Source organism: Rhizobacter sp. P3_C12 (genome assembly GCF_056402735.1).
In genome coordinates this window covers 1-11,305 of sequence record NZ_JBFUGW010000203.1, presented here as the reverse complement: position 1 = coordinate 11,305, position 11,305 = coordinate 1, and the positions used below count along the sequence as shown (strand labels likewise).

The 11,305-nt window shown below is 67.8% G+C and carries 13 protein-coding genes; all 13 read right to left on the bottom strand.

What is annotated here, in order from left to right; translation table 11 throughout:
• Positions 1–354, bottom strand: a 354-nt coding sequence (locus AC1DXV_RS24785; protein WP_477936047.1) for an NlpC/P60 family protein, incomplete at its 3' end; no start/stop codon positions are given.
• 5 nt (positions 355–359) lie between these two features.
• Positions 360–1,292, bottom strand: coding sequence for a DUF2163 domain-containing protein (locus AC1DXV_RS24780; protein WP_477936045.1), 933 nt, complete (start codon positions 1,290–1,292; stop codon positions 360–362).
• Positions 1,293–1,302: 10 nt separating this feature from the next.
• Positions 1,303–1,899, bottom strand: coding sequence for a DUF2460 domain-containing protein (locus AC1DXV_RS24775; protein ID WP_477936043.1), 597 nt, complete (start codon positions 1,897–1,899; stop codon positions 1,303–1,305).
• A gap of 21 nt (positions 1,900–1,920) precedes the next feature.
• Positions 1,921–4,302 (bottom strand): phage tail tape measure protein, encoded by a 2,382-nt coding sequence (locus AC1DXV_RS24770; RefSeq protein ID WP_477936041.1) that lies wholly within the window; start codon positions 4,300–4,302, stop codon positions 1,921–1,923.
• Positions 4,303–4,366: 64 nt separating this feature from the next.
• Positions 4,367–4,597 (bottom strand): hypothetical protein, encoded by a 231-nt coding sequence (locus AC1DXV_RS24765; protein ID WP_477869657.1) that lies wholly within the window; start codon positions 4,595–4,597, stop codon positions 4,367–4,369.
• 56 nt (positions 4,598–4,653) lie between these two features.
• Complete coding sequence (locus AC1DXV_RS24760; protein ID WP_477869655.1) at positions 4,654–5,034, bottom strand: hypothetical protein; 381 nt, start codon at positions 5,032–5,034, stop codon at positions 4,654–4,656.
• Between the two features lie 43 nt (positions 5,035–5,077).
• Positions 5,078–5,860: a hypothetical protein gene (locus AC1DXV_RS24755; RefSeq protein WP_477869653.1), complete on the bottom strand. Its 783-nt coding sequence runs from the start codon at positions 5,858–5,860 to the stop codon at positions 5,078–5,080.
• A 40-nt stretch (positions 5,861–5,900) separates the two neighbouring features.
• Entirely contained in the window at positions 5,901–6,344 is a 444-nt protein-coding gene (locus tag AC1DXV_RS24750; RefSeq protein ID WP_477869651.1) for a hypothetical protein, read from the bottom strand.
• Entirely contained in the window at positions 6,341–6,676 is a 336-nt protein-coding gene (locus AC1DXV_RS24745; protein WP_477936039.1) for a head-tail joining protein, read from the bottom strand. Before AC1DXV_RS24745 ends, AC1DXV_RS24750 begins: the two co-directional genes overlap by 4 nt.
• Before the next feature lie 4 nt (positions 6,677–6,680).
• A complete protein-coding gene (locus AC1DXV_RS24740; protein ID WP_477869647.1) occupies positions 6,681–7,019 on the bottom strand; it encodes a capsid cement protein in 339 nt (112 codons plus the stop codon).
• 60 nt (positions 7,020–7,079) lie between these two features.
• Entirely contained in the window at positions 7,080–9,155 is a 2,076-nt protein-coding gene (locus tag AC1DXV_RS24735; protein WP_477936037.1) for a ClpP-like prohead protease/major capsid protein fusion protein, read from the bottom strand.
• 90 nt (positions 9,156–9,245) lie between these two features.
• A complete protein-coding gene (locus AC1DXV_RS24730) occupies positions 9,246–9,524 on the bottom strand; it encodes a Mor transcription activator family protein (protein WP_477871857.1) in 279 nt (92 codons plus the stop codon).
• A 68-nt stretch (positions 9,525–9,592) separates the two neighbouring features.
• Positions 9,593–11,305: phage terminase large subunit family protein (locus tag AC1DXV_RS24725; protein WP_477936035.1), on the bottom strand; the 1,713-nt coding region annotated here is incomplete at its 5' end.

Below are 11,305 nucleotides of genomic sequence, written 5' to 3'. Positions count from 1 at the left end.
GTGCAGCACCGTGCGCGCGTCGACCAGCACGCCGCCGTGGCTGAACGTGCGGCCGAAGCGGAAAAGCGCGACATCGCCGGCATGCGGCTGCTCGGTGCGCACGGCACCGACGCGCTCGAGCCATTGCACGTACAGCTCCTCGCTGCGGTGCAGATGCCACGCGGTGCTGTACGTGCCCGGGTCGATCGGCGCCGTCACGCCCGCAGCCTCGTAGATCGCGCATAGGCTCTGCCCGCAGTCGACGCCCACGCCCTTCAGACGGCCGTGGTGGTGGTACGGCGTGCCGAGCCAGGTCAGGGCCTCGGCGATCACCGCCTGGCGTTGTTGAGGTTCGGTCGAATGGGTCTGGGTCATGAGGCTCACATCACCGTCTCCGCGGCCGGCACATACGGCTTGCCGCGGAAACGGATCACGTTGTTGAACTTCTTCGTGCAGGTCGCCTGCGTCTTGTCGCAGCCGGGATAGATCGCGAAGCTGTCGCCTGGCGCGATCGGAAACGGGAACGGCTGCAGCACGGTGATCTCGTTGCCGGTGCTGCCTGCGGTGTGGCGTTTGACGGTGCGCCCGTGGCCCACATTCAGCCCGGTCAGGAAGCGCACGACGCCGAGGTCGAAGTAGCCGGCCACGTACGGGTTGCCGGCGAGCCCGTGCCCGAAGCGCGTGCGCGTGGCATCGCTCGCGGTGTTGGCGACGCTGGTCACGGTCTTCGCATCGCGGTTCACGCCGCAGGCCGCGTCGTAGAGCGTGTTCGAGCAGCCCGGCTGGTACACCTCGGCGGGCACCATCACGTCGAGCTGCTCGGTGTCGCTCTTGATGCTGAGCTGCTGCTGCGTGCGGTCACCCTGCGTCGCCGCGACCCGGCCGGTGAACCACACCAGCGTGCCGGCGATCGGCGGGTTCAGGCTCGCCATGTCCATCGCCGGCAGGAAGGCGCGCTCCAGCTGCAGCCGCGCGTGCTCGAAGCCGCCGCGTGCGATATAGGCCAGCAGCGGCGTGCCGTTGAGCTGCATCGCCCGCTCCTCGCTGTCGAGGTCCGCCGCCAGCTCGTAGACGGTCACATCCAGGCTGTCGACCTCGATGCCGACGCTCAGCCGCGTGCGGCTGCGACGCAGGCCCGGCCCGAGCGACCAGGTCGTTCCGTTGACCATGATGGCCTGGTCGGCACTCGTCCAACGCAGCACCAGGCCGCCCGGCAGCGTGAAGGTGTAGAGGTCGATGCAACCGAGCTCGAGCTCGGAGTTCAGCAGTTCGGCCAGCGCGCCAGGCGCCTTCTCCCAGGACGGTGTTCTCATCGGCGCGCGCTCAGGGCTTCACGGTGATGAGCTCGACGCTGCGCGCTTCCCACAGCTGCTGCAGGAACTGCGACACCTCGGTCTCGTCCTGCTTGAAGCGCACGCGCCAGTAGAAATGGCCGGTCCACGTCACAGGCAGGCCGGTCGCCACCGGCACGCCGAAGGACAGCACGCCGCTCGGTCCGATGTCGTAGGTGCTCGGGTCGGCGAGCGCGCCGCCCAGGAAGACCCGGGCGTCGTCCGCCGCGGCATACACGGGCTCGACCACACCACCCCAGGTGCGCACGAGCTGGAACTTGCGGGTGGCGCCGTCCCCGGTGCCCAGCCGCTGGTCCACGACTGCTGAGTCGTCCGGGTCCAGGTAGAGGAAGCGCTGCGCAGCACCGCCGCGGGCGTTGAAGAAGCCCACCAGCGCCTGCAGTTCGGCCAGGCCGTCGGTCTCGCGCAGCACCTCGTAGGCGAGCTTGTAGCGCCAACGCGGGAAGCTGAAGTAGCGGGTGCGGAACTCGCGACCGCTCGGGGTCTCGCGCACACTGGTGCGGTGCATCGGCACGCGGGTGCTGCCCCATTTCAGGCCGGGCAGCGTCGGGAAGATGTCGAGGCTCATRGYGTATTCAGCTCCAGCCGTTCAGTTCAAAACGAAGTCGCGTTTCAGAGCCTTCAGGACCGCGACCAGGTCGCGCTTCGAGGCCATGAAGAACTCGCCGGCCGTCACGCCGCGCAGCTCGATCGACGGACCGGCATCGCCGCCGCCCTGCCCCTCTCCACCCTGTCCGGCCAACTGGCGGATGACGTTCGCGTGCTGCTTCGGCAGCACCATCTCCTCTTCGTGAAGTTGGGTGATCGGGTTCAGGCCGCTCGGGATGTCGTAGCCGCCCGAGGCGCTCTTGATGCCCTTGCCCATGCCGGACACCGCCGCGAAGATCGCGGCCATCGCTGCAATGGCGAGCACCGGCCCGACGACGGGGATGGACGCCTGCGACGCCGCAGCGCCCGAGCCGGCCTCCGCTGCGTTGGCCCCGACGACGGCGGTCGCCTCGGCCGACTTCACCGCGACGTTCGTCGCCGAGGCCGCGGCCTGCATGCCCTTCTCCTGCGTCAGGAAGCCGAGCTTCATCGCGAGCATGCGTGCCTGGCTGGCGATCCACTGCGAGGCCGGCTCGGTGACGACGTTGCGCAGGAACGCTTCCTTCACGCCACCGAAGATCGTCGCGAGCGACTGGCCCCAGGTGCTGGTCTTCTGCAGGAGCCCGTCCAGCGCGGTGCCGAAGCTGTCGCCAATGCCGCTGAAGAGGCCTGCGCCGCCGAAGGCGTTGGCGCCCTGCTCCCGCAGCGCGGTGTTGGCGGCCGACAGCACCTGCAGTCGCTGCTGCTCGTGCTGCTGCTCGACCAGCAGCAGCTCGTTCTTGATGCGAGCCAGCTCGACCGGGTTGACGGTCGGATCGGCGCTCAGCAGCTGCAGCCGCTGCTGCAGTGCAGACGCCTGCACGACGTAGCGGCGGTCCTCGAACTCGACCTCCAGCTGGGCGAGCTGCGCTTTCGTGATCTCCTCGGCATCGAGCGCTGCCTTGGCGGCCACTCGCTCCAGCTCGATCTTGCCGAGGGCGAGCTGCTCGGCCGTGCGCATGCTGTCGTGCTCGATCGCGTCTCGCTGCTGGCGCGTCTCCCGCGCAATGCTCACCTCGAGCTGCGCCGTCTTGCGCTGGATCGCGACCTGGTCGGCCGTCGTCATCGTCAGGTTGTCGGTGAGCCAGCGCCAGTACGCGAGTTCTTCTTCCTTGGTGTACTCGCGTCCCTCGGTCAGCACCGCCTGCGCTCGCTTCTCCTCGGCGAGCATGGCCTCGTAGTAGCTCATGTACGAGCTGGCGCCGTCCTTGTCTTTGTCGCCCTTGCCCTTCAGCGTCGCGCTGCGGGTGCCGCCGCCGGACGGTGCGGCCTCTGTCTGGTCGGGAATGAAAATCGCTGCCAGGCGGTCGCGGGTCTCGGTGCTGGACGCGACGATGTTGTCCCAGGCCTTGGCCCAGGCCTCCCCGATGCGCGCCGGCCAACCCATCAGCTCGTCCTGCGCACCCTTCAGGTCGCCGCTCATCAGCTTGTACAGGCCGGAGCCGAGCGCCCGCAGCGGCTCGGCCACGGTGACCACCAGGCCATTGAGCACCTCCCACACGACGACGACCGCGTTCTTGAGGCCCCAGAAGACGGCGGTCAGCCCGCCGATTGCGCCGCGGGTCACCGTGATGGCGGTTGGCCCGACCGCAACGAACCACTCGGCGAGCTTCGTGACGACCGGCATCAGGACGGTACCGATGGTGTTGGCGAAGCCCTTCATGACGAGCGCGGCCTTGTCGCCGGCGGAGTCGAACGCGTTGTAGGCGTCGACTTGTTCCTGTCCAACCAGCAGGCCGAGTTCTCCCATCAGTTCGGCGTTCTCGCGCACCGTGTCGCTGTTGAGCTTCAGCAGCGCCGAGCTGGCGTCGATGCCCTTGCCGAAGAGCTGGCTGGCGGCGATGTCCCGGTCGGTGCCTTCCTTGAAGTCGCTGGTGAGCTTGATGGCGTCCAGCATCAGCTCGTTCATCGGGCGCAGCGCGCCGGCACTGTCGCGCGTGGCGAGGCCGAGCTTGTTGAGCGCGCCCTCGTCCTCGTTCAGGTGTTTCAGCAGGCCCCGGCCCGCGGTGGACATCTGGTCTGTGGTCGCACCCACATCTTCGAGTGCGGCGATCCATGTGCTGGCGCCCGTAGCCGAGACGCCCAGCGACTTGCCGAGCTGGATGCTCTCTTCCTGGAACTTGGCGGTCTGCTCGATCGCCTTGCTGAAGAGTGCGCCACCGCCCAGCACTGCAGTCAGTGCCATGAACTTGCCGCGGATCGACTCCAGGGGGCCGTTGACCTTGCCGAAGCCCGTCGCAGCGTCATCGCCGAACTGCTGGACGTTCTGCAGACCGGCACGCAGCGCCTGGCGCAGCGGGGTGACATCGCCGTCGACGACGACTCTGGCGCGGGGATCGGTCATGCGGGGGTGAGGTCCGGGTTCGAATGCTTCGTTGAAGGAGTGACGACCAGGTCAGTCGTCGAGATCAGTCGTCGAGGAGTGCCATCAGCGGGTCGTCGACCGGGCCGCGGTGGATCGGGATGCCGAGYTGCTCGGCCTGTGCCATCGTTCGCTCCATCGCCTGTTTCATCGCGCTTCCCGATCGCGCCACGGGTGCCGCACTGATGTCGGGCTTGATGCCGATCGCCAACGCAATGCGGCGCAGCTGCAGTGCGGCCGGCGGCGTGTGCCGCCAGAAGGCGGCGAGGCTCGCCACCTGCGGCAGCGTGACCTCCTCGTCGATGTGCCGCCACGTCCAGCCGGTCGCCGTAATCAGCCAGGCGTAGAGGTCGCCCCACGGGTCAGATCCGGCGCCATCGGCGTCCCCGGCATCGCCGCCAAGGACGCCACGTCCTCCCCCACGGCGGCCCCCAGGCCAGTCACCTTCGTTTCCAGACCAGCAACCTTGGCGACGACTTCGAGCGCTGCGCTCAGCTGTTCCATCGTCGCGGGCAGTTCCTCGACCTCGGGCACCGTCAGGCCCGTGCCGGCCGACAGCACCAGCACGATGTCGTCGAAGACGACCTCGTCGAGGCGACCGTTCTTGAACGCGAGGCCGGCGCGGTTGAAGGCAGGCAGCAACTTTTTCAACCGGCCCAGCGGGATGGGGGCGACCTCGATGGTCTGTTCGCCCAGGAGAATGGTGTCGTTCATGGAGTGGACTGGTGAAGGGTGATAAGAGGAATGGCGGCCCGGATCAGGACAGGCAGATGTAGCCGAGCTGCCCGCGCTCGTCGGCGAAGGCTTGGCCGTTCAGCTCGAAGGTCGCGAAGTCGTCGCTCTTGAAGGGCAGGCTCACCTTGCTACTGACCACGCGGTTCAGCCGCATCGACAGCGTCCTGCCGTCGTGCTCGGCCTTCATCACCAACGTGAACGACGGGCTCGGCCCCATCAGCTCGTTCGTCAGCTCGAACAGCTGGCCCTTGCCGCCGGTCGCGCGGTACTCGTAGCTGATCATCATTTCGCGCTCGTTCGTCGACGGCGCGAACCGGTAGGTGCCGTCCTTCAGCGTGTACTGGCCGGCGGCAGGCACCGGGTTCGCATCGAACGGCACGCGCTCCAGCTGCTCGCCGGTTGCGCCATCGAAGATGCCGAGGTCCGCGACGAACGAGCCATCCTGCGGGGGCTCGATGACGACCGATACCGGAGCGACGCTACCCGCGGCACCGGCCGGCAGCACGCACGAGAAATCATTGACCGTCGAGCGGATGCCGGCGCTCGCCTGCTTGCCGAACTGCAGGCGCCCGAGGATGCCTGCATCCAGCGAGGCGTACTTCGCCTTGATTTCCACCTTGCTGCGGCCCTGCGCAACGCCCAGCGCATAGCGGCCGGCGCCGTACAGCGTCTTGATATCCGCGTCCATGTCGACGGTGATCTCCTGGGCGGAGCCGATCACCACTGGCGAGGATTCCGGGACCACGAGGCCCAGGCCGTTGCGCTGGGGCAGCGCGATGAGTTTTCCGGTTCCGAAGAGAAGCATGTGGGGGTCCAGTGGGTTGTTGGAGGTGCGGCGGCGCGGGTCAGGTCACCAGCGCCATGTCATGTGCGCGGGTCAGCGCCTGCACCTGGTAGGTCGCGGTCAGTCGGCCGATGGTCTCGTCGCCGCCTTCGGCGCGTGGCTCGGTGCGCACGCAGCGCAGGCCCCGGCCCAAGGTGTTCAGGCCGGCGTCGATGGCGATCACGCGATGCGCTTGCAGGTGCAGGCGGTCGGCGGCCGTCTCCCAGTCGTCGCCGCGCACATGGAAGTCGAGCTCAAACTCCATCAGGCCGCGGTGAACCGCCTGCGCGAACGCGTCAGCCTGGCCGGTGGAGCGGCGGATGTTGATGGCGGGGATCTCGTCGACGCCGAAGGCATCGACCCGGCCGCGGTGGACACGCGACGCCGCATCGGTGCCAGCCACCTTCAGCGCCAGCTCGACGCGCTGCAGGATGCGTTCATGGGTGCTGTTCGGCTCGACGGTCATGCGGCGGCTCCAGCGGCGACCGCCTTCAGATCGACCTGCAGCTCGGCGCCATCGAGCACCGGCACGCTGGCCTCACGCGCCGCCCAGGTCTTGCCGGCGACGGTGAAACGGTCGCCGCGCTGCACGCCGTTCGGCGCATCCGCCGCCTGCATGCGCAGCGTCGGCTCGGTGCGCATCCGCATACCGTCCAGGCCCGAGCTGCCCGGCTCGTCGAGCAGCACCCRCACCGGCTGCGCATCGCCGCCGGCCGGCGTGAACTGCGCATCGCGGCCGAGCCGGCCGTACAGCACCGACAGCTTGCGCGTAAAGATGTCGTCCAGCATCGCGGGCATCGGCTCAGGCGTTGATCTTGACTTCGACGAAGGCCTCGCCGGCAGCGGCGGCCGAGAAGGCGAAGCCCGCCGAGGCGAGTGCGACGTTGCCGGCGCCGGTGGTGGCGAGCGTGATGACACCAGCCTGGTGATCCCAGTGCACGCTGTCGCCCTGCCCGATCGCATCCGAGGCGAGCTTGGGCAGGCGGTACACCTCGTCGAGCAGGAACGTGCCCGGCGTGTTCGCGGCGACGCTGGACAGCGCCACGCCGACACGACTGCCGATCTTGGCGACACCCCCCGCGGGGACCGCGGCTGCGGGCGTGAACACAATCCTGCGGCCCGGTTGAACGGCGTTCTTCATGTTGATCCTTTGTCGTGTTGGGTCAGTGGGTCAGTGGGTCTGTGCCAGCGGTCGGCCCGATCAGCCATTGCGCTGCAGCGTCTTCCAGTCCAGCGCCTTCGCGCTCGCGTCGATGCGCACCTTGAACTCCACGCCATCGACGCTCCAGCCTTGCTGCTGCTCCATCGTCGGTGCCTCGTTGCCGTCCAGGTAGTCGACCGTCACCACGTCGTGCATGCCCTGGTCGGCCGCGCCGTACCAGCGCGTCGGCGAGCTGTCGTCCAGGCGCGCGTCGGAGATCACCTCGAAGGTGCCGCGCACGCTGTTCGGCACGGTGTTGTTCTTGCTGGCAGCACCCACCTCGAACTCGCTGTCGCGGACCACGTTGGCCGTGCCCAGCAGCGACACCGGCACCAGCAGCTTTGCCAGGCGGATGTTCAGCGCGCCACCGCTCTTCTCGCCCACACCGATGTCCTTCTGCCGCGCCATCGCGACACGCATCGCGTCGACGGCCGCCGTGGTGATGGGGGTGCCGTCCGCCAGGTTGCCGTGGTCGGCGTGAAACAGCGGCTTGCCGTCGGCCATCGGGGCGTTGCCGGTCAGCACCGCATAGGCCAGGTTGCCGACCGTGCGGATCGCCGCGCGGCCCATCTTGCGCGGGATGCGGGTGAAGGCGTCCAGGTCGTCATTGATCACCGCCTGGCGCGTGATCTTGAAGATCTCGCCGTACGTCGCCAGCACCCGCGTCTCGGCGCGCTCACCGATGGTGATGTACTTGTACTCGCCGCCCTCGGCGACCTGGCGCAGCGCTGGGAAGCTGCCAATGTCGACCATGGACATCGGCTTGAAGTCCGGCAGCGTCCCCTTGGTGGTCCACTGCTGGAACGTCTCCTGGGCTTCCTCGTAGCCCTTGAGCATCGCCTTCTGCGCGACGTTGGCGAGCAGCAGTGGGAAGTCGCCGGTGCCGTGGGTGAAGGCGAGCGCGATCAGGCCCATCTTGTCCAAGCCCTCGTGCCGCACGCCGTGCGCTTTCAGCGAGGCCCGCGCCATCTCGGTCAGGCTGTGGCCGCGCCACGGGTTGCTGGTGTCGTTCTTCGCGAGGCCAGCGCGGATCTCCAGCGCGGCGGCCATCGCGGCATTGCGCCTGTCGGTCTCGTCTTCGACCGTGACCACCCAGCCGCCTGCGGCCGGCTCGGTGCCACGGGCCAGCGCATCGAGCAGTCGAGCCTTGGCCTGCACCAGGTTGCAATCGACATCGCTCACCACGGCATCGAGCGCGGCGGAGACACCATCGCGATCCATGTGGCGGTGGAAGACGGCGCGAACCTCGGTCTGGCGCTGGGCTTCGGCGCGCGCGGCGGCTTTGATGGCCTCTTGCTGTGCGGCTTGAGCGGTCGGGTCGGTGGCGGGAACGAGCATCGTGGTCTCCTGAGTCGAAGGGATCGAGGTGTGTGAGAGGGGCAGCTGGGCAGCGGCGGCGGGCACCACCGCGGTGGCCGGTGCAGCGGTGGACGGTGGTGCGGTCGCACGAGCGTCGGGTCGGGTCCAGGCGAAGCGCGTGGCGCTGGCGCTGATCGGGAGGGCGGCCGTGGTCGCATCAGCGAGCTTCTCCGCGACGGCTTCGGATGCGGTGAACCAGTGGTCCTCGCCATCGCTGAGCCAGGCCATCACGTCGTCGAGTGCGCGGCCGGTCTTGGCGGCATAGCTCGCGGCCATCGCCTGCGCCCACTTGTCGAGCATGTCGGCCGCCTGGCGCAGCTCGGCGGCGTTGCCCGAGGTGCCGGCCCAGGGTGCGTGGATCATCAGCATTGCGTTGTCGGCGATCTCGACGCGGTCGCCTGCCATCGCGATCAGGCTGGCGATCGATGCGGCGATGCCGTCAACGCAGACAGTGACCGTGGCCGGGTGGCGCTTCAGCGCGTTGTAGATCGCGATGCCATCGGCGACCGAGCCGCCGAAGCTGTTCAGGCGGACCGACATGGTCTTGGCGTCGAGTGCGGCCACGGTCTTGACGAAGTCCTTTGCAGCGATGGAGTCGCCGTACCAGGATTCGCCGATGTCGCCGTAGATCCAGATCTCGGCGTGCTGTGTTTCGGAGGCCGCGGACGCGTTTGCGACCGGACGCCGATGGATGCTGTACCAGGGCGTGGCACTCATGCGATGACGATTGCGTTTTGCATGCCGTCATCGTCGAAGTTTCGGCGTCTACTTTGTAGGGGCTGCAGTAGACAATTTGCGTGAGCCCACTCAACGTCGAGCGCGGCGCGCAACGGTGCGCTGTGGATCCCTGGTGCCGCAGATGCGATAGACCATGGCGCGCTTCAGCCCGAACTGGTCGCAGATCTCGGCGACGTTGCGGCCATTGAACATCGCGCGGATGCGTTCATTGCGCGCGCTGCGATCGGGGATCGGCACGTAAACGTCGTCTCCTCCGAACCTGTCGCGCATGCCGGCGACGATCTCCTGCGCCATCGCGGTCGCCCACGGATCCTGCACCGCCAGTCGGTCCCGCAGGATGTCGGTCATGTCGAGCACCCACTGTGACGGCGCACGGCTGTGATGGTTGTCGGGATTCGATTCGGCGTGGCTTCTATTCATAGGCGGGAACTCCATGCGTCACTGGCGATTGAGTGGGAAATGTTGTGTGCGGAGGTGAATGCAGGCGCGATCGGCGGGCGTGGTGGTGGCGGGTCTCGCACTGGCACTGCATCCTGTACAGACGCCTGTACAGCCGGTCTGTCGATGGATTCGACGGCCTGCGGCGCCGCGAATAGATCGGGTTCGAGCCCGGCTTCGAGCCGCGCCCACAGCTTGTCGCTGAGCGTGTGCAGGCCGAGCATCTGCGCACAGAACAGCGCGTAGACCGTGCAGTCCAGCTTCTCGTTGCGCTTGCCGGCCGGCTTCAGCCAGCGGTGTTCCTCGCCGCGGCCGGTCTTCACCAACATGCGGCTCTCGGCCGTGAGCTGGTCGTAGAACTCAGCCGTCAGCTCGCGGGCGAAGTGCACGTAGCCCGGCCCGGGCTGGCCCACCTGCAGGCGGCCGTAGAGCAGATCCTTCGCGGTGTCGGTGCCCACGTGCCACAGCCGCACGCCCTTGCGGATCGTCTTGCCGCGCTCGTTCACGTCGACCAGCACGCTGGCGCTCTTGATTGGCCGCCCCAGCCGCGTCTCGCCCTTCACCGCGTATAGGTTCTGGTTCGGCCGGTTGCGCACGAAGACGTAGCACTGGTGCGTGAAGTGGCCGCCGGTGTCGATCGCCACCGCGTCGGCCGACATCTCGACGCCGCAGACATGCCGGAAGGTCGCCTTGATCGCCGGGTCCAGCTTCAGATCCCATTCGCGCTGGTCGGCCGGGTTGCCGTAGATGACCAGGTCGTCCACCACCCACATCTCCTCGCCGCGGCCAAAGCCCCACACCACCAGCTCCCAGCGGTCCCCCTGCACGTCTACGCCGATCGCGAGCTTCACCGCGCCGCGTGGCACGGTGCGCAACGGGTGCCCGTGCTTGCCGCGCAGCGCGAGCTGGCTGGCGTCGGTCTTCTCCAGTTCCTGCTCGTAGGTCTCGCCGCGGGTGGTGTTGATGAAGGTCTTCAGATCACTGTCGTCGCCGGCCTGCGCCTTCTTCGCGGCCGTCAGCCAGTCGCGCACGATGCTCACCCAGGTCGCCTGCGGGCTGTACGCGGTCCAGCTGAAGAACGCCACGTGCCTGGGCGGCACGATCTCTTCGTCCGTGGCGTTCCGGAAGCGCAGCTGAACCGGATCGCGCTCGTCGATCCAGATCCCTTCGGCGGACTTCCAGCGTCCCTTCCAGGCCGCGAGGTACTCGGCCTGGGTGATGCACACGCCGCAGTGCGGGCACACGTGGCCGACTGTCTCCGGGTCGTCGTCCGTCCACTTGAAGCCGTGGAGCGCTTCCTTGCCGCCCCAATCGAGCGTGTGCTCGTCATCGCAATGCGGGCAGCGAATGAAATACTGGAAGCGAACGTCGGCCTGGCTCTCACGGTCCTCGATCAGGCTGAAGCCCTTGAGCTTCGGCGTACTGCCGGCCACCGACTTGGGAAACGTGGCGCCCTCGATGCGCTTGTCGCCGAGCCTGAAGGGACTGCCCTCCTTCTCGATGTCGCGATCGAAGCCGTCGGTCTCGTCGTAGTACACGCAGTCCACGGTGATGCGGCGGTAGTTCTTCGCGGCCTTGCCGCCACGCAGGTGGAGCAAGCAGCCGAGGAAGCGCTTCTTCTTGATCGTGTTCTCTTTGGACTTGCGGTTGAACTTGGGGAACACGCGGCGCATCACGCGCACGTCGCGCAG

Excerpts from the sequence above, each read along its gene's own strand:
- AC1DXV_RS24760 (WP_477869655.1), bottom strand. The coding sequence starts at position 5,034 with ATGAACGACACCATTCTCCTGGGCGAACAGACCATCGAGGTCGCCCCC.
- AC1DXV_RS24735 (WP_477936037.1), bottom strand. The coding sequence starts at position 9,155 with ATGAGTGCCACGCCCTGGTACAGCATCCATCGGCGTCCGGTCGCAAAC.
- AC1DXV_RS24750 (WP_477869651.1), bottom strand. The coding sequence starts at position 6,344 with ATGACCGTCGAGCCGAACAGCACCCATGAACGCATCCTGCAGCGCGTC.
- AC1DXV_RS24755 (WP_477869653.1), bottom strand. The coding sequence starts at position 5,860 with ATGCTTCTCTTCGGAACCGGAAAACTCATCGCGCTGCCCCAGCGCAAC.
- AC1DXV_RS24775 (WP_477936043.1), bottom strand. The coding sequence starts at position 1,899 with ATGAGCCTCGACATCTTCCCGACGCTGCCCGGCCTGAAATGGGGCAGC.
- AC1DXV_RS24740 (WP_477869647.1), bottom strand. The coding sequence starts at position 7,019 with ATGAAGAACGCCGTTCAACCGGGCCGCAGGATTGTGTTCACGCCCGCA.
- AC1DXV_RS24730 (WP_477871857.1), bottom strand. The coding sequence starts at position 9,524 with ATGACCGACATCCTGCGGGACCGACTGGCGGTGCAGGATCCGTGGGCG.
- AC1DXV_RS24770 (WP_477936041.1), bottom strand. The coding sequence starts at position 4,302 with ATGACCGATCCCCGCGCCAGAGTCGTCGTCGACGGCGATGTCACCCCG.
- AC1DXV_RS24780 (WP_477936045.1), bottom strand. The coding sequence starts at position 1,292 with ATGAGAACACCGTCCTGGGAGAAGGCGCCTGGCGCGCTGGCCGAACTG.